The following is a 25,412-nucleotide window of genomic DNA, read 5'->3' as shown; positions in this document are numbered from 1 at the left end:
CCGTGCCTCGGTCAGGTGGTGCTCAGGGAGATGCTGCCGATGCGGGGACGCGAGCCGGGCGGTGGCGTCGGCACGGCCGCGAGAGCGCGTGCCTCCTCCCCGGCGTCGGGCGGCGGCGGGCCGAGCGGGGCCGGTGTCACCACGACCAGCGGAATGCCCTCGCCGTCCCACACGCCCAGCTGGCGCAGCTCGGTGAGGTGCTCGGTGATGTCGAACTTGAAGGTGAGCCCTCCACCACCGTGATGGTGGGTGTTGTCGCCGACCGCGCCGAAGAAGTGAACGTGGCCGATGAAGTACGGGCCCTCCGGGTCGAGGTCCTCTTCGTGGTCGGGGCGGGCGCCGACGAAGACGCGGTAGTTCGTCTGGGGCGGCGCGTCGGCGCGTACGTCGTCCATGGTGAGGATGGCGCGGTTCGGCGTCTGCGGTGAGGCGGCCTCGGGCAGGGCCTCGGCGCGGGCACTGGGCTCAGGGGTCAGCGGGACGGCGAGAGCGTCCGGGCCCAGGTCGGTCGGGCCCGAGGTGGCCGCCACCTGCTGCGGCGGGGGGTCGACTCCGGCCGCCAGCATGGCGACCAACCGCTCGGGCGGCTTCAGCCCGACTCCGTCCGTCAGCGACTCGTAGACGTACCCGAGCGCCTCCTCGGACTGAAGGTCTTCGGACTTGAACCTGACCTGGTTGCCCTGCGCGTTGCGGAAGGTGTGGGTGAAGCCGAGCCAGTCCGCGTCCGTCGGGTTCTTGTGCCCGGAGTTGCTCGCGATCCAAGCGGCCCAGAGACGGTCAATGTTGGCGTGGTGCAGCCAGAAGATGGGGTCCCGGGGCGAGAAGAACTGCGACATCACCCCTCCCACGTAACCGTGGATGAGGTTGTGCGGCTGCATTTCCAGCAGACCGGACTGCCCGTTGCTGTGGAGCAGATGGCTGTCGGTGTACTCGCTGCCGAACTGCGTCACGCCGGTGAAGCGCGGTGCCTGCATGGCCTTGTACGGGTTGACCTCGGTCCACCCGATGGGAGCTCCCAGGGCGGCACCCGGGCTGCGATCGGGCTCGGCCAGGAACAGCGGGTTGTCGCCCTCCTCGTCGGGCCAGACCGGGCTGCGGAACGCGCTCGGCAGGCGACGGCATTCCAGGGATTCCGGGCTGTCCGGGTCGCCGTTCGTCACCCGGGTGTAGTTCCAGTACGGCAGTGCCCAGTCGTCGGGTCCGTCCAGCTCGTTCTGGATGACATCGCGCACGATCTCCTCGAAGCAGAGGATGTAGGCGCGGTGCCAGGGCAGGAAGAACCAGCCACCGTGCGGACAGTTGTTCCATTCCGGGTTGGGGCCGGGGTTTTCCGCTTTCTCGCCGTGGATGTTGGCCTGCCAGAGCCAGCTGGTCGGCTCCGATTCCGGCCTGCCCTGCATCCGCCGTACCGCTCGGGCGTACCAGAGAAGGTGGGGGTCCCAGGAATCTGTCATTTTCGTCGTATCACGACGTACTCGAGCCGCTTGGGCCATGGTTCTGCCCTTCCGGTGGGGAGGGTGGCTGCCACCGCGCGCCACTCGGCTTTGACCGAGGCGCGGGTGGGAGGGCGCGGCAGCGGATGAGGGGCGTGCCGCGCATACCCCGAGTGGGGTAACCACCTCCAGCATCGCATCGGGTCACGGACCTGCAACTCAACGGCGCGCGGCCGGCACGATCGGCGCGGTCAGCGCAGGACCAGCACGGCCGCCGTGGTGACGGCGGCAGCCGAGCCGAGCGCGAGCAGCACGGGCGCTGCCGGCAGCGCCCCGGCCAGGTGCCGGCGCCGGGCCAGGGCCAGGGCGGTGCCCGCGTTCCGCAACAGCACGCCCGCGACGACGGCGAGCAGCAGCACGTGCGTCCACTCCGGCACGGGTGCCACCAGGGTGATCCAGCCGCCCACGAGCGGGCTCACGCAGACGGCGACCAGCCACGGCGTCAAGGGCCTTCGGCCGCGCGCGTCGAGGACCGCCGTCAACGCGAGTCCCTCGCTGACGGAGTGCACGGTCAGCGCCGCCACCACGGGAACCGAGGCCAGCAGAGCCACCGTCATGCCCTCGACCAGCCGGTGCAGCACAAGGGCGACGGCCGTTCCGGCGCCCAGAAGCCGCCCCGGCTCACCCTGTCTGCGCAGGACGTGCGCCGCCGAGGCGAGAGCGAAGGCCGCGACGACGACGACCGGCACGATCCAGCCCGTGAGGTCCTGCTCCTCCGCCTCGTGCAGGGCGTGCGGCACGATGTCGGCGCCGGCCACCGCCAGCAGCACCCCGGACGCGGCGCCGAGCAGCATCGTCGAGCGGTGTGACCACCGGCGCCCCAGCCATGCGCCGACCAGCGTCCCCACTGCGATCAGGATCAGCCCCAGGTACTGGCCGAGGCGGAATTCCCCCCAGGACAGCGCGAGTCGAGCTTCCGTCTCGGCAACCGCAGCAACCACCGTCGGCCCTTCATGAGCAGCGGGGAATGGGATCGGTTGCTCGTGACGCTTCCACAGCTCCCGCCCGGCCGCATGTGCCCGGCCCGCTCCCTGGGCCGTCCGTGTGAAGGGGGTCCACCGGGCGTCGCCCGACGCGGGCTGTCGTGAGCAAGACGTTGATGGCGGGGGCATGCCAGGATGATCGGGTCCTGATCACAACCAGCTCGTGATCAGCACACCGTCGGGAGGACCTCACATTGGCCGGTTACGCGCTACCGGTTCAAAGGGACCCCTGGAGTCCAGGACCGCTCGTTCGATACGAGCGAAGACGCCAAGCGTGGCGAGTTCGTCGACCCACGCGACGGCGAAATCTCCCTCACGGACCACATCGTCGACCACTGGTGGCCGAGCCGGACCGACGAGCCCTCGCTTCCGGCCCTGGGCGACCTGCCCCTTCCGAGACATCGACGCCGCGGCGCTTGGCAGATCGAGGCCCTGCACCACGTGAGGGACACCACGTTCGCCGAGGACGCCTCACAGGTTCGGACTCGCAGCGCGCCCCGCACCATGGCGGCCTGGAGCAACTTCGCCATCGGCGCCTTACGCATCGCCGGCACCCACAACATCGCCGCTGCCTTCCGCGCCAACTCCCGCGACCCGAAACGCCCACTCGCACTATTCGGTCTCACGTGATCACGAACCGGACATCATGCGACTATGCCGAAGCTCTGGCCGAAAACGCGCTGACTTGCATCAAATGCAACATTGCGTACGGTGACGACAGCGCCGTTTGGCCTGGTAGGAGGTTCGCGGGTGCAGCCCCGCGTCAGGTTGACCGTGGCGCTGACACGGCCTTGTTCGGTAGGGCCGGGGACCTACCGCCGATCATCATCAGCGACCCCTTCGGCGTCCACAGGAACACCGCGAATGCGTGGGCGGCACTGCCCAGGACAGCTGGGCCGGCTACCTCGCAACCCTCAGAGCTGCAGAATGACGCCCTATCAGGTGGGGCCTCAACAGCCACCCGGTAGGGGGCGGCCCCAAGGTGACGCTTCCTCGTCAGCAGGTGGTGCGTTCCCCGAAGCGGGCGAGGCAGCGCCAGACCTTCTTGAGATCCTGAAGGCCGTATCGGCCCGTGCGGGCGGCATCCCCGATAATCTTGGGATTGAGCCAGCAATCAACGGCGATTTCAGCACCCAAATCAACGTATTCCTGTCCGCGGTAGCTCGAGTGACGTCGCAGTTCAGCCACGCTGAGCCGAAAACCGGGATGCCATTCGATTGGGCATGGAAGACGGCCGGCTGCGTTTTCGACGTCTGTGCCGCGATAGCTGGGATCCAACACCAGCGCCTCTACGTCACAGTCGAACCTGAGCGGTCCATGGATCTGCGCCTCGACGTGATCATCCAAAGCGTCCAGATTGTCCGCCTCGGCAAGCTCGATGAGCGAGCAGCGGTCGGCTATGCCGAAGTCGGAAGGCTCAGTAGAACTGTCGGGGTAGCAGAATGTGGTGCGCCTGAGGGCCTCGGTGTTGAGTCTGAAGTACGAGGAGCCGAACCGCGGCGCACCACCGATCGGATCACGACGATAGTTCAACGCACCGTATACAGGGCGCTGATCAACTGAGGCGTCATCGTACGCGCCGCCAAAAATACGGCTCTCCCAACGCCATCGGTCACCACCAGGGTGAGCAGTCAGCCCACCGTTGCCCGCGCCTGTCGCGAACTGTGACCGACAGACGCCGTCTTCTGCCATCTGGGCCAGGATCAGACGGTCCCCTGCGGAACGATCGGGATGGAAGTGCATCGTCACCCGTAGGTCACGAGCGAGCGGCTCTCCCTCGCACGACCCTGCGACATGCTGCAGAGCCTTCTCCTGAAGCGATACGGCGCTGTCAGCACCCATGCGTGGAGTGTGCGCGGACGGCACCGCCCAACGCACCTCAGTTTGTGAGAACCCTGGAGCCTTGCGCGCAGTCCATCAGTCCCAGCACCAACCACGCACGTCGAATAGCGCAGCGTTTGAACACTGCCTCTTCACCAGTAGCCGCGGGTCGAGCAATGGCTTGCATTGGCATGGACCTGCTCATGATCCGTGACTAACCTCATCGACGCACACGCGTGAGAGCGCTCTCACTGCCCTTCCGCTCCACTCCCCCATGACGGAACGACGAAAGGCAACTCCCTTGAGACGCAAGACTGTTCTGCGGGTCGGCTTGTCCGCGGCCTTGCTGGTGAGCACCGTGGCCGCCGCCCTGACGACCCAAGCGTCCGCGGCCGACGCCCCCGCCGCCACGTCCTCCTCCGCGACTGGTGCGCTGGGATCCTCGGCCCTGATCACCGCCATGGAGCGGGATCTTGGCCTGTCGAACAGCCAGGCCACCGCCCGGCTCAAGGCCGAGTCGACGGCGCGCGCCGTCGAGCGAGCCGCCCGCCGTGCCGCGGGAGGCTCGTACGGTGGCTCATGGTTCGAGGCGGACAGCGGCCGACTCACCGTCGCGATCGCCGACAGTGCGCAGAAGAGGGCCGTTGAGGCCACGGGCGCCCGGGTCGCTCTTGTGGAGCACACCGAACGACAGCTCGACGCCGCCATGGCGAGGATCGACACCCTCGACGCCCCGCGAAGCGTCAGTGGCTGGCATGTCGATCCCAAGAGCAACTCGGTCGTCGTCAGCGTGGTCGGCGCACGACAGAATGACAACGATGTCCGGACGTTTCTGGGGCGCGCTCGCCAGGCCGGACCGGTGATCGTCCAAGAGACACGGCAGGCGCCACGCACTCTCGCCGCCGGAACAGTGGGCGGAGACCCCTACTACACGGGCAACGTCCGCTGCTCCATCGGCTTCTCCGTGTACGGGGGCTTCGTCACCGCCGGACACTGCGGACAGCCCGGAGCCGGCGTGAGCGGCTGGGACCACAGCTACATCGGCAACTTCCAGGGTTCCTCCTTCCCCGACAACGACTACGCGTGGGTCAACGTCGGCAGCGGCTGGTGGACCGTGCCGGTCGTCCTGGGCTGGGGGACCGTCTCCGACCAGCTCGTCCGCGGATCGGCGGAGGCTCCTGTCGGTGCGTCCATCTGCCGTTCGGGCTCCACCTCCCACTGGCACTGCGGCACTGTGCTCGCCAAGAACGAGACCGTCAACTACAGCCAGGGCGCCGTGCACGAGATGACGAAGACGAGCGTCTGCGCCGAACCCGGGGACTCCGGCGGCTCCTTCATCAGCGGCGACCAGGCCCAGGGCGTCACCTCGGGCGGCTGGGGCAACTGCAGCAGCGGCGGCGAAACCTGGTACCAGCCGGTCAACGAGATCCTGAACCGCTACGGGCTCACCCTCCACACCGCCTGACCGAACCCGCCGCCGGCGCCACCGACCGTTCCCACACCGTCCAAGTGCCGGAACGTGTACGGCGGCAGTGAGCACAACAGGTTCCGGCCGACGCCCCCATGCGCGCGTCGGCCGGAACCCTCGGGCGGTGGCGGCCGTCGCAAACGTCGACCAGCCCCTGCTTCTCCTCCGGTGATTCCGAGGCCCTGGGCCTGGCAGACCTGCCCGGCACGCCGGGCATGGGTTCCGACCTCGTCAACGGCCGCAGGCCGCAGTGCGGGGCTGCGGCGGCCGCCAGGTCGGGGCCGCCGACAGCGCCGCGTACGCCACGGAGCGCAGCCGTGTGACTGCGTAGGGCCCTCGTGCGCGTGCGACGAGCCATCGCACGGATGGCGGCGGACTGGGCGATCGTGCTCGTCGCGCTGCCGTCGACCTTCGCGAGTGGATCGGAATGCGCGGTGAGGACGAACGGAGGAGCGTGGTGATGTGAGGAGGAGTGTGATGGCCAGCAGGGCCGCTTCCGGGCGACAGGACGGTGAGGAGTCGGGATGGCTGCGTGGCTCGCCGCCCCCGCGCTGGGTGCGGGCCCTGCCGCCGACCCTGCTGGTGGCTGTCTGCGCGGCCGAGCTCGGGAGTGACCATCCGCTCGACATCGGCTTTCTGCTGGGCACGATTCCGTCGCTGGCCGTGCTCTCCTACGGCCCTGTGGCGACGGGCATCTTCGGAGTCGTCGTCATCCTTCTCCTGAATGTCCCTGCTCTGCAGCTCAACCGCCCGGGCAATACCGACTTGTGGACCATCACCTTCATCGCCGTGCTGAGCGTGTTCGTATCCCTGATACGCGCCCGACGGGAGGCGCACCTGGTCACGGTGCGGACCGTCGCGGAGGCCGCCCAGCGCGCCGTCCTGCCGCCGCTTCCCGAGCGCGTCGGCCCGCTGCTCTGCGCCGGTCTGTACCGGGCGGCACAGCGCGAGACGCTGGTCGGCGGTGACTTCTTCGATGTACGTGAGGGGCCCTATGGAGTCCGGGCCGTCGTGGGTGATGTGCAAGGGCATGGGCTCTCGGCCGTGGGGACGGTCGCATCACTCCTCGGGGCGTTCCGGGAGGCAGTGCTCGACCAGCGCGACCTGGGGGCGGTGGCGGCCCGGCTCGATCGCAGGCTGGTCGTGGACTCCGCGGGAACAGAGCATGCCGAGCTGTTCGCGACCGCCCTGCTCCTGGAGTTCTCGCCCAGCGCCGATGCGGTGCGGCTGGTGTCGTGCGGGCATCCTCATCCGCTGCTCCTGCGCGGTGCGGAGGCCATCGAACTGGATCTCGAGCCGGGGGCTCCGGTGGGCCTCGGGCTCGTCGGCGCCTGTCCGCCGCAAGGGCGCACCGTCCCGCTGGAGCGCGGTGACCGGCTGTTCCTGGCGTCCGACGGAGTCACCGAGGGCCGAGACGACACCGGCGCCTTCTATCCGTTGACCGATCGCCTGGCCAAGTTCGCCGAGGACTCGCCGACCGCACTCATCGAGGGCCTGTGGGAGGACCTCGTCGAGTTCTGCGCCACGGTGCGCGACGACGTCACGATGCTGGTGCTCACACCACTGTCGGACGGCGACCAGGGGTGAGCGCCCCCGTCAGCCCATCGGCGCTCGAAGAGCTCAGCATCTCCCACCAGGCAAGCGGCGATCCTGCGTCGGCTGGTGGTGAATGTGCTGGTCGTGAGCGGACCGTGGAAATTGTACTTACTAGTATGTACGATCGCGATCATGAAGGCGGCCGACCATCTGGAGGGAGGACGCCGACATGCCATTCGTACGCATTGACGCGCTGGGGGCCTCTCGCGATCGGCTCGACGCGCTCGGGCGTGCCGTGCACGACAAACCCTGCGCGATCAGGCCGTCGCCGCGATGTCCAGCGCCGCTATGTACCCGAACGTCATCGCCGGACCGATCGTCGAACCGGCGCCCGCATAGCTGTGCCCCATGACCGCCGCGCTCGCGTTCCCGGCCGCGTACAGGCCGGGGATCACGGAGCCGTCCGCACGCAGCACGCGGGCGCGGGCGTCCGTGCACAGTCCGCCCTTGGTGCCCAGATCACCGGGGACGATCTTGAAGGCGTAGTACGGGGCCAGCCACAGGGGGGCCAGACAGGAGTTGGGGAGGATCGCGGGGTCCGTGTAGTAGTGGTCGTAGACGCTGTCGCCACGGTGGAAGTCGGTGTCCTTGCCGTTCCGGGCGAGGCCGTTGAAGCGGTTGACCGTCGTGCGCAGGGCGGCCGCGGGTACGCCGATGGCGGCGGCCAGGGCGTCCAGCGTCCAGGCCTTGCATGCGGCGCCGGACGTGTACCACGCGTCGGGGAATGTGAACGTCGGCACGACGTCCTTGAACAGGTAGCGGTTGCGGTAGTTCTGGTCGACGATCAGCCAGGCCGGGATGTCGGGCGCGGTGGCGTTGCGCTCGTACATGGTGTGCACGACATCGCTGTAGGGTGCGCCCTCGTTGACGAAGCGCGCCCCGGCGGCGTCGACCAACAGCCCGCCGGGCAGGGTGCGTTCGGCGAGACAGAAGTAGGGCTGGTCGGGCAGCGGGATCGCCGGGCCCCACCAGGCGTCGTCCATGAGGTCGAGCGCGGCGCCGGCCCTCTCCCCCGCCCGGATGCCGTCGCCGGTGTTCTCCTTGGCGCCCACCGTCCACGCCGTGCCGATGGGCTGCCGCTGGTACTGGGCGCGCATGGCCGCGTTGTGCTCGAAGCCGCCCGAGCCGACGATCACCCCGCACCGGGCCCTGACCAGGCCTGATGTGCCGTTCTGGGTGACCACGGCGCCGGTGACGGCTCCGTTCTCCATATACAGATCGGACAGCGGGGTGTTCAACCACACCGGCACCTGGGCGGCGAGCAGTCCGGCGCGCAGGCCGGCCGCCAGCGACTGGCCCATCGTCAGGGGCTTCTGGCCGAGCAGTGCCGCCTTGGTCCCGCGGGCGAGGCATTCGGTGGCGACTGCGGCGCCCTTCGCACTGACGGCGGAGAGGGTGAGCCATTTGTAGTCGGCGCTGAAGACGACCATGCCGCTCGGGACCGTCATGTACGACGGGTTCAGGTGGGCGAGTTCGGCGCCGAGGATGTTCCCGTCGAGCTGGTCGGGCTCGATGGAGCGGCCGTTCGGCAGCCCGCCGGGCAGCTCGGGGTAGTAGTCGCTGTAGCCCTCCATCCAGCGGAAGCGGAGCGGGCTGTTGGCCATGACGAAGGAGATCATGGCGGGTCCGTGGCCGAGGAAGGCCTGTTGACGGTCGGCGGAGACATCGGGGCCGACCACCGCGGAGAGGTACATGGCGGCCTTCGCCGGGGTGTCGAGGACGCCGGCGGCGAGGATCACCGGGTTGTTCGGGATCCAGATGCCCGCGCCGGAGCGTGCCGCCGAGCCCCCGAAGGTGGCCGCCTTCTCCACGACGACACAACTCAGTCCCTGCTTCGCGGCCGTCAGCGCGGCGGTCATGCCCGCCGCTCCGGAACCGATCACCACGACGTCGTACGTGCCGAGCAGGGGCAGATCGGCCGCCTCGGTGACACCTGGGAGGCCTGCCGCGAGCGCGAGCCCGGCACCCGTCGCGGCGCCGAGCACATGGCGCCGCGACGGACCGGGCGCCGAGGAGGATTCGGTACGTCTGACGGGATCCGCGCTCATGGGCATGGCAGGGCGCTCCAGCAGGGCGAAGGGATGTGAGGCGTGCCGTACTCCTGGAGCCAACGGGCCCCCGTTGCAGTATTTCTGATGCGGCGTCAGGGACTGTCGCGCGAGGGTCTTGTGAAGTCAAGACACGCACGACCCATCGCTCCAGATCACCCCAAGATCGGACACAAGTTACCTAGAGGTATGTAGTGACTTAACAAGCAAGCAACAGTAGAACGTGTTCCCACTCATCGAGAGTGAGGAGCGTCACATGAGTGACACTGCCCAGCAAAACAAGGCATCCAGAGGTGTCTCGCGCAGAAGATTCATGGCTGGAACCAGTTCTATTATTGGTGCCGTATCCCTGGCGGGTCGCGCCATCGCGGCCGAGGCGCCGCTCGTCACGGCGGCCGCGTCGATCCCCTCCGGTGCCCATGTCCCCGTCCTGGTGATCGGCACCGGATACGGCGGCTCGGTGGCCGCCCTACGACTGGCCCAGGCCGGTATCGACGTACAGATGGTCGAGATGGGCATGGCCTGGGACACCCCGGGCTCGGACGGCAAGATCTTCGCCAACACGACGAGCCCGGACTACCGGTCGTACTGGCTGCGCACCAGGACCAAGCAGCCCATCAGCAACTTCCTCGGCTTTCCGATCGACAAGGACGTCCCCCGCTACACGGGAATCCTGGACGCCGAGGAGATGGGCCAGATCATCGTGTACCAGGGTCGCGGCGTCGGCGGCGGCTCACTGGTCAACGGCGGCATGGCGGTCACCCCCAAGAGGGAGAACTTCGGCGCCATCCTCCCCTCGGTGAACGCCGACGAGATGTACGGCACTTACTACCCGCGCGCCCGTGCCGGACTCGGGGTCGCCACCGTGGACCCGACGTGGTTCGACAGCACCGACTGCTACCAGTACGCGCGGGTCGGCCGTAAGCAGGCCCAGCGTTCCGGATTCCCCTTCGTCTTCGTACCCGACGTGTACGACTGGGGCTACATGGAGCAGGAGGCCGCCGGAACCGTCCCCAAGTCGGCGCTGGCGGGCGAGATCCTCTACGGCAACAACTACGGCAAGAAGTCCCTGCAGAAGACCTACCTCGCCCAGGCCAAGGCAACCGGCAAGGTCACCATCTCACCGCTGCACAAGGTGACTTCGGTCTCCCCGGCGGCCGGTGGCGGCTACACGGTCCTCATCGACCAGATCAACACCACCGGCGACACCACGGCCACCAAGACGGTCACCGCGGACCGGGTGTTCTTCGCGGCCGGCAGCGTCGGCACCAGCAAACTGCTGGTCAAGCTGAAGGCCACCGGGGCACTGCCCGGCCTCAACGACCAGATCGGCAAGGGCTGGGGCGACAACGGCAACGTCATGTGCGGGCGCGCCAACCACCTGTGGGACCCGACCGGCGCGCTCCAGTCGAGCATCCCCTGCGGCGGCATCGACAACTGGACCGCCGGTGGCGCGTTCGCCGAGGTCGCGCCGCTGCCCACCGGGATCGAGACCTACGCGTCGTTCTATCTGTCCATCACCAACAACCCGAATCGCGCCCAGTTCTCGTGGAACGCCGCCACCGGCAACGTCGATCTGAACTGGCAGACCGCCTGGAAGCAGCCGGGCATCGACATGGCCAAGTCGATCTTCGACAAGATCAACGCAAAGGAGGGGACGATCTACCGGACCGACCTGTTCGGCGTGTACAAGATCTGGGGCGACCACCTCACGTACCACCCGCTCGGCGGCGCTGTGCTCAACAAGGCCACCGACAACTACGGCCGTCTCCAGGGCTATTCAGGCCTGTACGTCATCGACGGCTCGCTGATCCCCGGCAACACGAGCGTCAACCCGTTCGTCACCATCACGGCGCTCGCCGAACGGAACATCGAGAAGATCATCGCCACCGACCTGTAGCGCCGGCCGGTACGACCGGACGGCCCGAAACCGTGCCGGGTCCCCTCAACCGGCCCGGGCCCGTTCAGTGGGTGGGCAGCACGCACACCGTGTCCAGGCCCAGCACATGGTTGAGCCGGCCGAATGCCAGCCAGGAGCCGATGCTCATGCTCAGCTCCACGACCTCGCGCTGGCTGTAATGCGCGGTCATCCGAGTCCAGAACTCGTCGTCCAGACCGTGGTGATCCAGTGCGTACCGCTCGGCGTACTCCGCGGCCAGCCGGGTGCGGTCGTCGAAGGCGTCCGTGGTACGCCACTGGGTCACCGCGTCGGCGAACTCCTCCTCGACCTTCTGCCCGTCCCGCTCCGTGCGCCAGTCGAGGCAGAACAGGCACCCGTTGATCTGCGCGATGCGCAGCCGCGCGGCCTCGAACTCGCGCAGTCCCAGAGTTGTGTGCTCGTAGACCGACAGCGAGAAGTTCGCGGCCGCCAGGCCGATGCCGGGGACCATCTCGCCCCACACGTACCCGATCGGCTCCTGGCCCTCGGGGATGTCGATGTGCATGGTCATGGGGTCACTTCCTTCCCAGTCTGCCGACTGCGGGACGCAGCGGGACGTCGAGCGCGTCATAGAGTCCCGGTTCCGCGTCCACGAGCCAGTCGATGGCGCCCACCAGCCGGCCGACCGCGGTGGCGTTCCCGCCCGCGGAGCGGTTCTCGCCTTCGTCGGTGGCCTCCACGGTGACCTGGATGCGGGGGCGCCCCTCGATGATCACGCGATGGGCTCCGTCGCCGTCGGGCGGTGTCGGCCAGTCCGGTGCGCAGGACGGGTGGATGCGGGTGACGTGCTCGACGACGATCCGGGGTTCGCCCCCGACGATCCCCTGCACCTCGAACCGGACCGCACCTTGGGTTCCGGCTTCGAACTCGCCCATCGTGCGCGTGCTCACCGTGGCTTCGAGCGAGCGCCGCTCCACGGTCTCGCGGATCTCGTCGAGTTCGGCGCCCAGCGCCCTGGCCATCAGCCGTACCTGCCCGCCCCACACCATGGTGGGGATCGACGGCGCGAGCATGAGCGGTTCGTAGTCCATCGGCTGGCCCATGCCGACCAGATACCGAACGGATTCTTCCTGCTCGTACGTGGAGTAGTCGAAGATCTCCTGGCAGCGGATCGCGTCCACCTCGGTGCCGAGTCCGCTGATCAACAGGGGCAGTACGTCGTTGCCCCAACCGGGGTCGACACCGGAGACGAACAGCGAGCCGCCGCCGTCCTCGATGGCGGCGAGCACCGGATCGCGGAACTCGGGCGGGGCATTGCGCTGGTCGTAGAGGGGGTAGAGCGCGGGGGTGACGACCGCCGCACCGGCGCGGATCGCCCTGCCGATGTCGGCGAGGGCCTCGTCGGGCCGGATGTCGCCGGACGCCGCGTACACCACGGCCTGCGGTCCGGCGGCCAGCACGGCGTCGATGTCGTCGGTCGCCGCGACGCCCAGTCCGTGGTCGAGCCCGCCGAGGTCACCGGCGTCGCGGCCGACCTTGTCGGGGTTGTGCACGAGCACGGCCGCGAGTTTCAGCGCCGGATGGGCCTCGACGGCGCGGATGGCCGCGCGGCCGACGTTGCCGGTACCCCAGACCACCGTGGAAATCATGCGGCGGAGGGTAGCGAGAGGACCGCAAGGTTCCTATAGCCAAGAGCGGTGAAGATGTGTGGGGCGAGCGCCGGTCGCCCGGACGGCCGCGCCGCGGATCTAAGCTCGGCGCATGGCCAAGTACTTCGACGTGCACCCGGAAAACCCGCAGCGGCGCATCATCGGGCAGGTGGTCGACATCGTTCGCTCCGGAGGGCTCATCGTCTATCCGACGGACTCCTGCTTCGCGCTCGGGTGCGCGCTGGGCAACCGGGAGGGGCTCGACCGCATCCGCTCGATCCGCCAGCTCGACGAGCGCCACCACTTCACCCTGATGTGCCAGGACTTCGCGCAGCTGGGCCACTTCGTACGCGTCGACAACGCGGTGTTCCGTACGGTCAAGGCGGCGACCCCCGGCAACTACACCTTCATCCTCCCCGCGACGAAGGAGGCGCCCCGCAGGCTGCTGCATCCGAAGAAGAAGACGGTCGGGGTGAGGATCCCCGACCATGTCGTCGCCCAGGCGCTCCTGGCCGAACTCGGCGAACCGATGTTGTCGAGCACCCTTCTCCTGCCGCACGAGGACAAACCCCTCACCCAGGGCTGGGAGATCAAGGAGCAGCTCGATCACGCGGTGGACGCGGTGATCGACTCCGGTGACTGCGGCACCGAGCCGACGACTGTCATCGACTTCTCCGGCCCAGAGCCGGAGGTCGTCCGTCTGGGGGCCGGCGATCCCTCACGGTTCGAGTAGTCCGGGATCGCCCACGGCACCTGCTATTTGGTGCCGACCGTGCGCAGTGCGGCGAGCACCAACGAACGGGTGACGGTCGCGACTTCGGCAAGATGTACCTGCTCCCGCGGCCCGTGCGCCAGTCGCACGTCGCCGGGTCCGTACTGCACGGTGGGTATGCCCGCCGTGCAGTACAGCCGCAGGTCGCTGCCGTAGGGCGCGCCGTGTTCGTGCGGTCGGTGACTTCCGGTGACCTCGGCGTGCGCGCCACCGACCGCCACGGCGAGCGGGTGCCCGGCCGGCAGACGTCCGCTGGCGAACTGGCCGCCGGGCCAGGTCACCGTGGCGGGGTGGTCTCGCAGCCACGCATCGTCCGCGCAGGCTTCGGCGACGCACGTCTCCAGTTCCGTACACGCCTGTGACGGGTCCTCACCCAGCCGGACACCCAGTCTTCCTTCGGCCACGAGCAGGTCGGGGACGCTGCTGGCCCAGTCGCCGGAACGGACCGTGCCCACGGACAGCGGGTAGGGGATGGGGTATTCGGCCATCAGCGGATGCGGGTCGACGTTGCGGGCGGCCTCAAGGCGGCCCAGTGCGCGATGAATCGGCAGATAGGCGTCGAGGGCGCTGACTCCCGCGTATCGGGTGCTGCCGTGGGTGGCCTTGCCGGGCACCTCGATCCGGAAGGTCAGTGCCCCGGCGTTCGCGGTCACGAGCGTGGCGCTGGTCGGTTCGGTGATGATGCAGGCGTCACCGGTATGGCCGCGCTGGAGTGTGCCGAACGCGCCGAGCCCGCCGTCTTCCTCGCTGACCACGAAGTGTGCCGCGACACGGCCGCGCAGCTCGGCGCCCGCGTCGCGGATCGCCGCCAGGGCGGCGAGCACAGCCGCTACTCCGGCCTTCATGTCGCAGGCGCCGCGGGCGTGGACCACATCTCCGGCGCAGCGGGCGACGAACGGATCCCCCGCCCACTGCGCGCGGTCACCGGGTGGTACGACGTCTACGTGGCCCTGGAGTATGAGGGTAGGGCCATCACCGCCGTTCCCCGTGCTGCCCACCAGCCCCCACGCCTCCTCGCGCGGGGCCTCAGAGCCCGGAAAGTCGGGATGCGCGCGCAGCTCGGGCACGTTCATGGACCACAGGTCGACGTCGAGATCCAGCCGTTCCAGGTGCCCGGCCAGGATGTGCTGGAGCTCGGACTCCGCGGCGCTGCCCGTCACGCTCGGAACGGCAAGCAGTTCCAGCAGCACCCGGGCGATGGTCACTTCGTCCACCGCTGCCAGCGCGGCCGCTTCCACATCGCTCAGGTTCGCTGTCATGGCGATTGGGCTCCCCGCACGTCGACGTCTGGACGATCGGAGACTATGGCTGCGAGAACGACGCAAACAATCGCCATATCCTGTCCCTCACAGGCGATCCATTGCAATATTTTGCGCGCTTTAGAGAATTATTGCGCGCTCCTGACTCCCCTGACGCCCGGAGGCCGTTCGTGGACTCGATCGATGAGGAGATCATCCGCTGTGTGCTGCGCAACGCCCGGTCCACATACGCCGAGATCGGCAAGGCCGCCGGGCTGTCCGCGCCGGCCGCCAAGCGTCGCCTCGACCGTTTGGTCTCGACCGGAGCGATCCGTGGTTTCACGGCGATCGTCGACCCCCAGACGCTGGCCTGGCGCACCGAGGCATTCGTCGAGGTCTACTGCCGGGGCAACCCCACTCCCGGGGAACTGCGCCAGGCGCTGGAGGGTACCCCGGAGGTCGTCGAGGCCTGTACGGTCTCCGGCGCCGCGGACGCGGTCCTTCACATGCTGGCCAGGGACATCACTCACCTGGAACAGGCCATCCAGCGCGTACGAGCCACCGCCCCCGTCGAGCGCACCGAGAGCGTCATCGTGCTCTCCCGGCTGATCGACCGGCCACGCCTGTGAGCGGGACGGGGCCGCGACGCGGCTCGTCCTCACGGATGAGTCACGTCGCGGCCGGCGCAGAGGTGTCAGGTGGTGCCGATCAGCTCGTCGTCAGGGCCGTGTCGTCCACGACGAAGCTGGTCTGGAGAGAGGAGTCCTCGACGCCGCTGAACTTCAGCGTGACAGTGGTACCGGCGAACGAGGACAGGTCGAAGGACTTCTGGGTGTACCCGGTGGCCTTGTTGAGGTTGGAGTAGGTCGCCAGAGTGGTCGAACCGGCGGTCACCGTCAGCTTGTCGTACTGGGTGCTGGTGGTGGTCTCCGCGCTGTCGATGTGCAGGTAGAAGGTGAGGGTGGCCTTGCAGCCGGACGGGACCGTCACCGACTGGGACAACGTGTCGGTGTGAGTGGAGCCGTAGCCGTCCAGCCAGGCCTTGTACGAGCCGCCGTGGGCCGCCTCGCTGCTGGAGTTGGTGATGACGCCGCTGGTGGCGGTCCAGGTGGTGTTGCCGGACTCGAAGCCCGGGTTGCCGAGCAGTTGGGTCGAGGTGCAGGTGCCGCCGCCCGAGGAGCTGACCGTCCAGGTGAAGGAGGCGGTGCCGGTCGCGCCGGTGCTGTCGGTGACGGTGACGGTCGTGCTGGAGGTCCCGGCGGTGGTCGGGGTGCCCGAGATGACACCGGTCGAGCTGTTGATCGACAGGCCGGTCGGCAGTCCGGTCGCGGCGTACGTCAGTGAGCCGCTGTTGGTGCTGCTCGCCGATATCTGCAGGCTCACCGCCGTACCGACGGTGGAGGACTGGCTGCCCGGGTTGGTGACGGTCACGCCGCTCGACGGCGGAGTGACGTGGGCGCCGACGTTGATGCCCGCGAAGGCGTTCGCCACCCCCGCGTACTGGGTGGAATTGGCGCCGTACAGGGCAGTGGCGGCGTTGAGGGCTGCGGTCCGGGCGCCCGCGTAGTTGGTGCTGGACGTCATGTACGTCGTCAGCGCCTTGTACCAGATCTGCAGCGCCGCGGCCCGGCCGATGCCCGCGACGGCGACACCGTCGGAGGTCGGCGAGTTGTAGGTGACGCCGTTGATGGTCTTGGTGCCGCTGCCCTCGGAGAGCAGATAGAACATGTGGTTCGCCGGGCCCGAGGAGTAGTGGACGTCCAGGTTGCCGACGCCGGAGTACCAGCTGTCGGCGGAGCCGCCGTCCTTGTCGGGCTCGTCCATGTAACGCAACGGCGTGCCGTCGCCGTTGATGTCGATCTTCTCGCCGATGAGGTAGTCGCCGACGTCGCTGCTGTTGCCGGCGTAGAACTCCACGCCGGTGCCGAAGATGTCGGACGTCGCCTCGTTGAGGCCGCCGGACTCACCGCTGTAGTCCAGGCCCGCGGTGTTGGAGGTGACGCCGTGGCTCATCTCGTGGCCGGCCACGTCGAGCGAGGTGAGGGCGTGGGTGCCGCCCGAGCCGTCGCCGTAGGTCATGCAGAAGCAGTCGTCGTCCCAGAAGGCGTTGACGTACGCCGTGCTGTAGTGGACGCGGGAGTAGGCGGCGACGCCGTCGTTCTTGATGCCGCTGCGGCCGAACGTGTTCTTGTAGAAGTCCCAGGTGGTCTGGGCGCCGTACGCGGCGTCGGCGCCTGCGGTCTGGGTGTTGGACCCGGATCCGGTGCCCCAGGTGTCGTCGGAGTCGGTCATCAACGTGCCCGTGCCCGACGTGCCGTTGTTGAGGCTGTACGTCTTGTGGCCACCGCGCGTGGTGTCGTACAGCTGGTACGTCGAGCCGGACAGGGTCGTGTTGAGCGTCACCGTGCCGCTGTACTGGGTGTTGCCGGTGCCGGTCTCGATGCCCTGGTAGCGGTGGAGTTCCTTGCCGGTCGTGGCGTCGGTGATGACGTGCAGCTTGCTCGGGGTGCCGTCGTCCTGGAGGCCGCTGATCACGGTCTCCCAGGCGAGCTTGGGGGTACCGGTACCGGCCCAGATCACCTTGCGGGCGCTGTCGGTGGCGGGCTTTTCCGCGGCGAGGGTCTTGGCGATCTTCAGCGCCTTGCTCGCGGCCGCCGACTTGGTGAACGTCGCAGTGGTGGAGGGGACCTTGATGGTGTGCTTGGTGTTGAAGGTGGTGCTCACCGTGCCGGAGGCCAGGGAGGCCGGCGGGGTGTGCACGACCAGGTCGCCGCCCAGCACCGGGAGTCCGGCGAAGGTGCGCTCGTAGCGGGTGTGCACCGTGCCGTCGTTGTCCTTGACGACGTCCTTGACGACCAGCTTCTCCTTGGCGCCCAGGCCGAGGGAGTCGGCGGTTGCCGCGGTCTGCTTCGACGCCTTCTTCAGCAGCGCCGTGTGCTGGGCCGGGGTGAGTTCGGCCTCCAGGCCGCCGGTGCGCAGGGGGGTGGGGTGGGGGGTGGGTTTGGCGGCCGCCGGGACCGCCTGTATGCCAACGGCCAGGAATGCGGCGGTGGCCACGAGGGCTCCGGCCGCGGTCGCCTGACGGGGGATGCGTCTCACTCGTACTCCTTCTGCGACGGCCGCGCGTCGACGGCCGGTGACAGACCGGGCAGACGGGATGTGCTGTCCGGGACGAGCTGAGCTGGGGTGTGCGGGAGCGTGACCGTGCGCAGGCCCTGCGCGACCTGCATGGACAGGTGGAGCGCGACCTGCGGGACTGGTGGGGGAAGAGTCGCATCGTTGACCGATGCATGACATGCCCTTGCGATTATTCGAGGGTTATCCCTAGAGGTGGTCCACAATCAGCGCATGCACGTGCCCGAAATACTCGAAGCGGCCGGCCTCCTGGTCCCCCAGAAGACCGCCACCGAGAACGACATCACGGTGCGCGACGTCTGGGAGTACCTCGTCGCCGACGAGTGGGAGACCGCGCTCGGCCTGTTGGAGGAGTTCGGGGACGCCGGGCCGCTCCCTTTGACGTTCTGGGAGACCCTCGGCGACGCCGCCGAGCAGCTGTGCATGGAACGGAGCGCGGCCTGGTGCCACTGGCGCTGCTCCGAAATCCGCAACGGCATGATCCGCGCGGACCTGACGCTCCGCCCGGCCGGAGACGGCCGCCGTACAACTCCCCTCGACGGGACCGGAGTTCTGCGACCGATGTGGGACATCGGGCACAGAACGGCTACCGGCGACCGGTCGGTCAACATCGCGGCGCTGTGGCTCGAGGACGTGCCCTTCCTCGAGCCCGGTGGACGGTGCCGGGTGCGGCTCGTGCCCCTCGTGCCCTCCGGGTGGCGGCATCTTGACCGGGCCGCCGGATCACCATGCATGAGGACCGGACGGTGGCCAGCACCGCGATCGTTCTGGAAGTACGCCAGCCCGCCGGGCCATCGGAGGAGTGATCGCCGGCCTCACGGCCAGCCGGCCCCCGGTACCTCGACCTCGGTGGCGAGCACCTGTCCGGAGCCGGGTGTCACCAGCTCGGACGCCGTCATCCCCTGCCACCCGGCGGCCACGATGAACAGAGTCGTTCCGTCGGGGCCGCCCAGCGCGCAGGCGAAGCCGCCTCGGTCCAGGTCGACCCTGTCCAGCACCGCGCCGCCCTCCGCGACGCGCACACAGCACCGGCCCGGCACATCGGCGTACCAGACGGCGTTCTGCGCGTCGACGCAGATGCCGTCCGGGGTCCCCTCGCCGAGGTCGGCCCAGACCCGCCGGCCGGACAGCCCGCCGTCCGCGCCGATGTCGAAGGCCAGCAGGCTGTGCCGGTACGAATCCGCCACGATCAGCGTGGAGTTGTCGGGCGTCACCGCCATCCCGTTGGGGAACGCGATGTCGTCGGCCACTTCGCGCACCGAGCCGTCCTGTGTGACCAGCGAGACCGAGCCCGGTTTGAAGGCCTCCCCCGCCATCGGGTCGAAGTCGCCGCGATTGACGTAGATGTTCCCGCGGCCGTCGATCACGATGTCGTTCCAGCCCGGCCTGCCCAGGTCCGCACAGGTGCCCAGCGATCCGTCGCCTTCCCGGCGCAACAGTTTCCCGTCCGCCGACGAGACAATCACCATCCGTCCGTCGGGCAGCCAGGCGGTGCACAGCGGCAGCGATGCCACGCGTGCGATCACCTCGCTGCGACCGGCCGGATCGACCGCGACGACCTCGCCGACCGACCAGTCGGAGAAGTACAACCGGTCACCGTGCCAGCGCGGCGACTCGACCAGTCCCCGTCCGCCGAGCAGGGTCCGTACCTCGTTCATCCTCATCACAGCCCTCGTCCGGCGCCGGCACGACGCCGACGTCTCACCCACTGAACGAACGGCCACCGGCCGAATCGACAGGGCCCTGCACCCGGGTGAGGTTCCCGCACGACGTCGTGATCACCGGGCCGTTTTTGTACGTTCTCCGCGGCCCCGGGTGACACTGGTCGGGTGATTGTCGAACGCGCGTACGCCCACCGGTCCTCGTACGACCAGGACACCTGGCCCTGGTCGGTGCCCTGCGTCCGGCAGCTGCTCGACGAAGGGCTGCGCTTCACCGTGCCGGTGACCTTTCTGGTCGGCGAGAACGGTTCGGGGAAGTCGACCCTGGTCGAAGCGCTGGCGGAGGCGTTCGGCCTCGACTCCTACGGCGGCTCCCACGACTGGCGGTACGCGTCCCCTCGGGGCAAATCGGTACTCGGCGAGCGGATGAGGTTCGACGCGGCCCCGCGCGGACGTCGTATGGTCACGAGCTGGTCGGCCCGCAAGGGCTTCTTCCTGCGGGCCGAGACGGCCTTGGATGCCCTGGGCCGAGAGGGGTTGTCGCCGGACTCGGTCAGCCATGGCGAGGGCTTTCTCGCGGCGTTCCGCGGGAAGTTCCAGCACGCGGGGCTCTATGTCCTGGACGAGCCGGAGGCGGCACTCTCGTTCTCCTCGTGTCTCGAACTGGTCGGACACATCGACCGGTTGGCCAAGGAGGGCGGCCAGATCATCTGCGCCACGCACTCCCCCCTGCTGACCGCCCTGCCGGGCGCGGACATCGTCGAGGTCGGCGAGCACGGAATGCGCAGGGTCGCCTGGCGGGAGCTCGGCGTCGTGGACCACTGGCGCCGCTATCTCGCCGACCCGCACGCCTACCTGCGGCACATCGTCGACGAGTCGTAGGCGCGGCGGCGGTGTCGCCGTGGTCAGGGGCGCCGGGTAGGTACCCGTCACCCCCGTGATCCGTCGCGCGGACGCACATCCGTATGCGAGGCGGCATCCGCCGCGGTGCCGCTCACCTTCCAGATCCGCGTGGCCACTTGAAGGTTGAACCGGCTGTCCACGTCGTCGAGCCGCCGGCCGCTGACCTCGCGGATGCGCTGCAACCGGTAGCGCAGCGTGCTGCGGTGGACGGCGAGGGCGTGTGCCGTCTCGTCGTAGTTGCCGCCGTGGTCGAAGTACTGGGTGAGGGTGAGCACCAGGTCGCTGTGGTGGGCGTGGTCGTAGTCGAGGAGCGGGCCGAGCCACTCACGGACGAACAGCTGCACGTCGTGGGAGTCGTTTCCTCGGTCGAGGATGCGGTAGAGGCCCAGCTCCTCGTAGGCGGTGGTGCCGTGCGGGGGGTGCGACTGGCCTCGTACGTTCAGCGCGCGGACGGCCTTGTCGTAGGAGTGGGGAATGTCGGCCATGGTCTCGCACACGCTGCCGATGCCCACGGCGCCCCGATGAGAGCCCAACTCCTCACCCACGGCCTCGTACAGCCCCGCGTCGCGCGGCTTGCCCTGCACCACGAGCACCGCCATGTCCGCACGCCGGGCGAGCAGTGACCTGAGGCCCAGTCCCTGCGCGGCACGGCCCACCGCTCCCATGAACCGGTCGTCGGCGACCGTTCCCTGCCACTGGGCGACGACGACATGCTGCGGTCCGTGCAGATCGTGGCCGACCGCTGCCGCCCTGGCGTACGCGCCGCCCTCGTCGGCGCCGGTCAGGAGGTCGTCCACCAGCTCCCGGCGCAACCGCAGCTCGACCTCCGCCAGACTGCGGCGGTGGGCCAATTCGAGGGCCAGGGCCGTGCATGCGTGTCCGAGGGCGAACTCGTCGGCCGCGCCCGCCCTGTCGGCGGGGTCGATGAGTGCGATGGCTCCGAGGACTTCGCCGTGATGGCGGGCCAGCCCGACGAGCCGACCGTCACGGCGGACGGGGGTCACATCGCGCAGCGCGTCCTGTATGAGCCGCTCCCGCCGCGACGGATCGGGCTTGTCACCGGCCTCGGCGGATCCGGGCCCGGCCGAGGCGACCAGGTTCCCGAAGCGGTCCTCGATGCGGGTGGGCAGGCCGGTCAGTTCGTACACGGCGTCGGCGATGCCCGCCTCTCCCTCGTCGGCGATGTACGTCCGGTTGAGGACGTCATGCACCGTGCGCTGTCCCTCCAGCTCCGCCACGAGCGCGGTGAGCCGTTCATTGACCGCGTCCCGGTCCTCGATGGCCCGGAACAGCTGCCGGGCGTACTCGCGGTCGCGGCGGCGCGCGTCGGCATTGGAGAGCGCGGCACCGGTCGGCCGGGCAAGGGCGTACAGGAGGAAGTGTTCGTCGTCGGGCGGTGGCTTCGGGGCGCTGACGACGAGGTAGCCGAGGAGTTGGTCGGCACACCGCAGGCCTGCCGCCCATCCCCAGCCGCCCTCCGCGAACTTGACGGCGCCGTCCTCGCCGGCGAGGGCAGCCAGCTGGTCGGCCGGTTCGGGCATGTCCCGCCGCGGGCCACTGTCGATGGACTCCGTGTTCGGGGTGGCCGCAAGGGCGAAGTGTCCGTCGCGGAGCAGATAACAGGCTTCCGGCCGGCAGCCCCCGAGGAGCGGCACCTCGTCCATGGCCAGCTGGAGGATGTCCTCCCCCGAACGTCCGTCGAACATGGTCATGGCAAGCGCGAAGAGGTTGTACAGACTCGCCAGCTGCCGACGCCCCCAGGTGGCCGGGGCCGTGGTCGGCGCCTGGTTGTAGAGCCCACCCGGTTCGTAGCTCTGGTACGCGGCACCTGTGACGTCGTCCGCCTTGCCAGGCATGGGGCAATATTAACTTTTGCACCATTCGGCCGCTTGCCGAGTCGATTGCCGGAGCGGTGATCACTTCCTGGCCGAATGTCCCGTGTGCCCGGGGCCAGGCCCCGCGGCCGAGCGCCGCCGGCGTTCTCCGGTCGGGCGACGCGCCGTCGGTGTCTCCGCGAACCGGTCCCCTGTGCGATGTGCGCCGGCCCGGCCCAGCCGAGTCGCGCCCCCCGCTCCGCTGTGCTCCGAGGCTGAGTCGCGGGTGGAATTTGGCCCCGTCGGGAGCAAGCGTCCCCCTTGGTCCTGTACCAGGCTGATGGAGACAGGAGCGACGAACCACGAATCCGAGTTCGCATCGGGCCTCTCAGCGCGCCGACGGCGAGAGCGCCGAAGGCTCTGCGGGAGCGCGCCGACGACACGGCCCCCTCACCTGAACACAGCCGCCACCACCGGGTGCGGGTGGATGCCTGGGTGGCAGGCGAAGGAGTTCCTCATGGCCAAGGCAGTCGGAATCGATCTGGGCACCACCAACTCCGTGATCGCCGTGTGGGAGGGCGGTGAAGCGACCGTCGTCCCGAACGCCGAAGGCTCGCGTACGACGCCCTCCATCGTCGCCTTCACCGAAGGCGGAGAACGTCTGGTGGGCCAGTTGGCCAGGCGCCAGGCGATCCTCAACCCCAAGGGCACCATCTACTCGGCCAAGCGGTTCATCGGCCGGCACTACGACGAGATATCGGACGAGGCCAAGGCGGTGGCGTACGACGTCGTCGAGGGCGAGGGCGGCGTCGCCCGCTTCAAGGTGCGCGACAAGCTGTACGCGCCCGAGGAGATCAGCGCTCAGGTGCTGCGCAAGCTTGCCGACGACGCGGGCAAGCAGCTCGGCGAGCGGGTCACCGAGGCCGTCATCACCGTGCCGGCGTACTTCAACGACGCACAGCGCCAGGCGACCAAGGACGCCGGCCGTATCGCGGGGCTCGAGGTGCTCCGGATCATCAACGAGCCGACGGCGGCGGCTCTCGCGTACGGCATGGACAAGAAGCGGCACGAGACGGTGCTGGTCTTCGACCTCGGCGGCGGCACCTTCGATGTGAGCATCCTCGACGTGGGCGACGGGGTGGTGGAAGTGCGCTCCACGGCGGGCGACAGCCACCTCGGCGGGGACGACTTCGACCGGCGGCTCGTCGATCTGCTGGCCGACGACTTCCAGAAGGAGAACGGCATCGATCTGCGCAAGGACCCGCAGGCGCTGCAGCGGCTCTTCGAGGCCGCGGAGAAGGCCAAGACCGAGCTGAGTTCGGTCACGCAGACGCAGGTCAGCCTGCCGTTCATCACCGCGGACGCCGCCGGACCCAAGCATTTGACCGAGACGATCATGCGGTCCACGTTCGACAAGATCACCGCAGATCTGGTGGAACGGACCATGGAGCCGGTCAAGCAGGCGATGACCGACGCCAAGGTCAGTGAGAGCGACATCGACGAGGTCATCCTCGTGGGCGGCTCCACCCGCATACCGGCCGTGCAGAACCTGGTCCGCCGGCTGACCGGCGGCAAGGACCCGAACATGAGCGTCAACCCGGACGAGGTCGTGGCGCTGGGCGCCGCGATCCAGGCGGGTGTGCTCAAGGGCGAGGTCAAGGACGTCCTGCTGCTCGACGTGACACCGCTGTCGCTGGGCGTGGAGACCCGCGGTGGCGTCATGACGAAGATCATCGAACGCAACACCACGATCCCGGTCCGCCGCTCGGAGACCTTCTCCACCGCGGAGGACAACCAGGAGGCCGTGGACGTCGTCGCCCTACAGGGCGAGCGTGAACTGGCCGCCGACAACCGGGTCCTGGGCAGGTTCCAGCTGAAGGACATCCGCCCGGCACCGCGCGGTGAGCCACAGGTCGAGGTCACCTTCGACATCGACGCCAACGGCATCCTGAACGTCACCGCACGGGACAAGGACACCGGCAAGGAGCAGTCCATCACCATCAGCGAGGGCTCCAACCTCGACCAGGGCGAGGTCGACCGGATGATCCAGGAGGCCGAACGCCACCGTGGCGAGGACCAGGCACTGCGCGAGGCCGTGGACGCCCGCAACGAGCTCGACGCCGTGGCCTACCAGGTCGAACGCCGGCTGGGCGAGCTGGGCGACGCCGTCCCCTCGCACGAGCGGGCCCGCGCGGACATGCTCGTGGCCGACGCGCGGGAGGCGGTCAAGCAGGAGGCGCCGCCGGACAAGGCCAAGCCGCTCGCCTCCGAGCTGCAGCAGATGCTGGCCGCGCTCGCCGCGCATCAGGCGGGTGCGGGGGCCGCCGAACAGCCTGCTACCGGGGCGCAGGAGACCGCGAGCACCACCGCGGGTTCCGACGACGACGTGATCGACGCGGAATTCGACAAGAGCTGAGGTGTCGTCATGGCCACTGGGCAGGAGCCGATGACGCCCCCGGAGCAGCAGGAGCCGGTCGAGACCTCACCGGCCACCGCACAACCGGAGGCGGACGAGCAGGCCGCGGCCCTCGAGGAACTGCGGGACCGCTGGCACAGGACGCTCGCCGACCTGGACAACCTCCGCAAGCGCCATGCGAAGGAGCTGGAACGTGTGCGCGGTGAAGAGCGGGCCCGCACGGCGGCCGCCTGGCTGCCCGTCCTCGACAACCTGGAACGGGCCCTGGCCCACGCCGACTCCGACCCCAGCGCCGTGCTGAAGGGTGTCGAAGCCGTGCGCGACCAAGCCGTCGAGGTGCTGCGCGGCCTCGGATACGCCCGCTACGAGGAGACCGGAGTGCCCTTCGACCCGACCCGGCACGAGGTCGTCGGCGTGGTCGACAACCCCGATGCCGAGCCGAACACGGTGGCCCAGGTGGTGAGTCCGGGCTACGGCGCGGACGGGAAGCAGCTGCGCCCCGCGTTCGTCGTGGTCAGCAAGCGGCAGGAGTGACA

The 25,412-nt window shown here is 69.0% G+C and carries 21 protein-coding genes; 9 read left to right on the top strand and 12 right to left on the bottom strand.

Annotated elements, in window-relative coordinates; genetic code table 11:
• Positions 1 to 11: 11 nt before the first annotated feature.
• Positions 12 to 1,454: a tyrosinase family protein gene (locus IEY95_RS31040; protein ID WP_189189485.1), complete on the bottom strand. Its 1,443-nt coding sequence runs from the start codon at positions 1,452 to 1,454 to the stop codon at positions 12 to 14.
• A gap of 230 nt (positions 1,455 to 1,684) precedes the next feature.
• Complete coding sequence (locus IEY95_RS31035; protein ID WP_189189484.1) at positions 1,685 to 2,434, bottom strand: ZIP family metal transporter; 750 nt, start codon at positions 2,432 to 2,434, stop codon at positions 1,685 to 1,687.
• A gap of 483 nt (positions 2,435 to 2,917) precedes the next feature.
• Here IEY95_RS31035 and IEY95_RS31030 point away from each other — a divergent pair, with 483 nt between their 5' ends.
• Positions 2,918 to 3,106 (top strand): hypothetical protein, encoded by a 189-nt coding sequence (locus IEY95_RS31030; protein WP_189189483.1) that lies wholly within the window; start codon positions 2,918 to 2,920, stop codon positions 3,104 to 3,106.
• Between the two features lie 366 nt (positions 3,107 to 3,472).
• Here the strand turns inward: IEY95_RS31030 and IEY95_RS31025 are convergent, their stop codons facing one another.
• A complete protein-coding gene (locus tag IEY95_RS31025) occupies positions 3,473 to 4,318 on the bottom strand; it encodes a DUF3626 domain-containing protein (protein WP_189189482.1) in 846 nt (281 codons plus the stop codon).
• 280 nt (positions 4,319 to 4,598) lie between these two features.
• Here IEY95_RS31025 and IEY95_RS31020 point away from each other — a divergent pair, with 280 nt between their 5' ends.
• Both IEY95_RS31020 and IEY95_RS31015 read left to right on the top strand, forming a co-directional pair.
• Positions 4,599 to 5,762, top strand: coding sequence for a S1 family peptidase (locus IEY95_RS31020; RefSeq protein ID WP_229703487.1), 1,164 nt, complete (start codon positions 4,599 to 4,601; stop codon positions 5,760 to 5,762).
• A gap of 480 nt (positions 5,763 to 6,242) precedes the next feature.
• Positions 6,243 to 7,352, top strand: a complete 1,110-nt coding sequence (locus tag IEY95_RS31015) for a PP2C family protein-serine/threonine phosphatase (RefSeq protein WP_189189480.1) — start codon at positions 6,243 to 6,245, stop codon at positions 7,350 to 7,352.
• A 266-nt stretch (positions 7,353 to 7,618) separates the two neighbouring features.
• Here the strand turns inward: IEY95_RS31015 and kstD are convergent, their stop codons facing one another.
• Complete coding sequence (gene kstD, locus IEY95_RS31010) at positions 7,619 to 9,415, bottom strand: 3-oxosteroid 1-dehydrogenase (protein ID WP_189189479.1); 1,797 nt, start codon at positions 9,413 to 9,415, stop codon at positions 7,619 to 7,621.
• A gap of 250 nt (positions 9,416 to 9,665) precedes the next feature.
• Between kstD and IEY95_RS31005 the strand changes: the two genes are divergently transcribed.
• On the top strand, positions 9,666 to 11,309 hold the full coding sequence (locus tag IEY95_RS31005; protein WP_189189478.1) for a GMC oxidoreductase: 1,644 nt from the start codon (positions 9,666 to 9,668) through the stop codon (positions 11,307 to 11,309).
• A 64-nt stretch (positions 11,310 to 11,373) separates the two neighbouring features.
• On the opposite strand, the gene IEY95_RS31000 is transcribed toward IEY95_RS31005, so the two are convergent.
• Together IEY95_RS31000 and IEY95_RS30995 are read right to left on the bottom strand one after the other, a co-directional pair.
• Positions 11,374 to 11,853 carry a carboxymuconolactone decarboxylase family protein gene (locus IEY95_RS31000; protein WP_189189726.1) on the bottom strand — a complete coding sequence of 160 codons (480 nt, stop codon included), beginning with the start codon at positions 11,851 to 11,853 and terminating at the stop codon, positions 11,374 to 11,376.
• A gap of 10 nt (positions 11,854 to 11,863) precedes the next feature.
• Positions 11,864 to 12,937, bottom strand: a complete 1,074-nt coding sequence (locus IEY95_RS30995; protein ID WP_189189477.1) for an NAD(P)H-dependent amine dehydrogenase family protein — start codon at positions 12,935 to 12,937, stop codon at positions 11,864 to 11,866.
• 112 nt (positions 12,938 to 13,049) lie between these two features.
• Here IEY95_RS30995 and IEY95_RS30990 point away from each other — a divergent pair, with 112 nt between their 5' ends.
• On the top strand, positions 13,050 to 13,670 hold the full coding sequence (locus IEY95_RS30990) for an L-threonylcarbamoyladenylate synthase (RefSeq protein WP_189189476.1): 621 nt from the start codon (positions 13,050 to 13,052) through the stop codon (positions 13,668 to 13,670).
• 23 nt (positions 13,671 to 13,693) lie between these two features.
• On the opposite strand, the gene IEY95_RS30985 is transcribed toward IEY95_RS30990, so the two are convergent.
• A complete protein-coding gene (locus IEY95_RS30985) occupies positions 13,694 to 14,968 on the bottom strand; it encodes an ArgE/DapE family deacylase (RefSeq protein ID WP_189189475.1) in 1,275 nt (424 codons plus the stop codon).
• Between the two features lie 170 nt (positions 14,969 to 15,138).
• Between IEY95_RS30985 and IEY95_RS30980 the strand changes: the two genes are divergently transcribed.
• Positions 15,139 to 15,576 carry an Lrp/AsnC family transcriptional regulator gene (locus IEY95_RS30980; RefSeq protein ID WP_189189474.1) on the top strand — a complete coding sequence of 146 codons (438 nt, stop codon included), beginning with the start codon at positions 15,139 to 15,141 and terminating at the stop codon, positions 15,574 to 15,576.
• Positions 15,577 to 15,655: 79 nt separating this feature from the next.
• On the opposite strand, the gene IEY95_RS30975 is transcribed toward IEY95_RS30980, so the two are convergent.
• The 4 genes from IEY95_RS30975 to IEY95_RS30965 form a co-directional block, all read right to left on the bottom strand.
• Entirely contained in the window at positions 15,656 to 18,046 is a 2,391-nt protein-coding gene (locus IEY95_RS30975; RefSeq protein ID WP_189189473.1) for a M4 family metallopeptidase, read from the bottom strand.
• Positions 18,043 to 18,177 (bottom strand): hypothetical protein, encoded by a 135-nt coding sequence (locus IEY95_RS50220; protein WP_268240526.1) that lies wholly within the window; start codon positions 18,175 to 18,177, stop codon positions 18,043 to 18,045. The genes IEY95_RS30975 and IEY95_RS50220 overlap by 4 nt, the downstream gene beginning before the upstream one ends.
• Positions 18,178 to 18,271: 94 nt before the next feature.
• The gene (locus IEY95_RS50425) at positions 18,272 to 18,532 is read right to left on the bottom strand and encodes a hypothetical protein (RefSeq protein WP_189189472.1); all 261 of its coding nucleotides are present in this window, start codon (positions 18,530 to 18,532) and stop codon (positions 18,272 to 18,274) included.
• A gap of 365 nt (positions 18,533 to 18,897) precedes the next feature.
• A complete protein-coding gene (locus tag IEY95_RS30965; protein ID WP_229703486.1) occupies positions 18,898 to 19,746 on the bottom strand; it encodes an SMP-30/gluconolactonase/LRE family protein in 849 nt (282 codons plus the stop codon).
• 165 nt (positions 19,747 to 19,911) lie between these two features.
• Here IEY95_RS30965 and IEY95_RS30960 point away from each other — a divergent pair, with 165 nt between their 5' ends.
• A complete protein-coding gene (locus IEY95_RS30960; protein WP_189189471.1) occupies positions 19,912 to 20,625 on the top strand; it encodes an AAA family ATPase in 714 nt (237 codons plus the stop codon).
• 47 nt (positions 20,626 to 20,672) lie between these two features.
• Here IEY95_RS30960 and IEY95_RS30955 read toward each other — a convergent pair whose 3' ends face one another.
• Positions 20,673 to 22,502 (bottom strand): PucR family transcriptional regulator, encoded by a 1,830-nt coding sequence (locus tag IEY95_RS30955; RefSeq protein ID WP_189189470.1) that lies wholly within the window; start codon positions 22,500 to 22,502, stop codon positions 20,673 to 20,675.
• Positions 22,503 to 22,977: 475 nt separating this feature from the next.
• Here IEY95_RS30955 and dnaK point away from each other — a divergent pair, with 475 nt between their 5' ends.
• Entirely contained in the window at positions 22,978 to 24,876 is a 1,899-nt protein-coding gene (dnaK, locus tag IEY95_RS30950) for a molecular chaperone DnaK (RefSeq protein WP_189189469.1), read from the top strand.
• A 9-nt stretch (positions 24,877 to 24,885) separates the two neighbouring features.
• Positions 24,886 to 25,410, top strand: a complete 525-nt coding sequence (locus IEY95_RS30945; RefSeq protein WP_189189468.1) for a nucleotide exchange factor GrpE — start codon at positions 24,886 to 24,888, stop codon at positions 25,408 to 25,410.
• Positions 25,411 to 25,412 lie beyond the last annotated feature (2 nt).

Source organism: Streptomyces albiflavescens, assembly GCF_014645835.1.
GTDB lineage: Bacteria > Actinomycetota > Actinomycetes > Streptomycetales > Streptomycetaceae > Streptomyces > Streptomyces albiflavescens.
Note: the sequence above shows the minus strand (reverse complement) of the source record. Positions and strands in the feature narration are given on the sequence as shown.

Coding starts and splice junctions, on each gene's coding strand:
- IEY95_RS31025 (WP_189189482.1), bottom strand. CDS start 4,318: ATGGGTGCTGACAGCGCCGTATCGCTTCAGGAGAAGGCTCTGCAGCAT.
- IEY95_RS30945 (WP_189189468.1), top strand. CDS start 24,886: ATGGCCACTGGGCAGGAGCCGATGACGCCCCCGGAGCAGCAGGAGCCG.
- IEY95_RS50220 (WP_268240526.1), bottom strand. CDS start 18,177: ATGCAGGTCGCGCAGGGCCTGCGCACGGTCACGCTCCCGCACACCCCA.
- IEY95_RS30995 (WP_189189477.1), bottom strand. CDS start 12,937: ATGATTTCCACGGTGGTCTGGGGTACCGGCAACGTCGGCCGCGCGGCC.
- IEY95_RS30955 (WP_189189470.1), bottom strand. CDS start 22,502: ATGCCTGGCAAGGCGGACGACGTCACAGGTGCCGCGTACCAGAGCTAC.
- IEY95_RS31040 (WP_189189485.1), bottom strand. CDS start 1,454: ATGACAGATTCCTGGGACCCCCACCTTCTCTGGTACGCCCGAGCGGTA.
- IEY95_RS30990 (WP_189189476.1), top strand. CDS start 13,050: ATGGCCAAGTACTTCGACGTGCACCCGGAAAACCCGCAGCGGCGCATC.
- IEY95_RS31005 (WP_189189478.1), top strand. CDS start 9,666: ATGAGTGACACTGCCCAGCAAAACAAGGCATCCAGAGGTGTCTCGCGC.
- kstD (WP_189189479.1), bottom strand. CDS start 9,415: ATGCCCATGAGCGCGGATCCCGTCAGACGTACCGAATCCTCCTCGGCG.
- IEY95_RS30985 (WP_189189475.1), bottom strand. CDS start 14,968: ATGACAGCGAACCTGAGCGATGTGGAAGCGGCCGCGCTGGCAGCGGTG.
- IEY95_RS31015 (WP_189189480.1), top strand. CDS start 6,243: ATGGCCAGCAGGGCCGCTTCCGGGCGACAGGACGGTGAGGAGTCGGGA.
- IEY95_RS31000 (WP_189189726.1), bottom strand. CDS start 11,853: ATGCACATCGACATCCCCGAGGGCCAGGAGCCGATCGGGTACGTGTGG.
- IEY95_RS30965 (WP_229703486.1), bottom strand. CDS start 19,746: ATGAGGATGAACGAGGTACGGACCCTGCTCGGCGGACGGGGACTGGTC.
- dnaK (WP_189189469.1), top strand. CDS start 22,978: ATGGCCAAGGCAGTCGGAATCGATCTGGGCACCACCAACTCCGTGATC.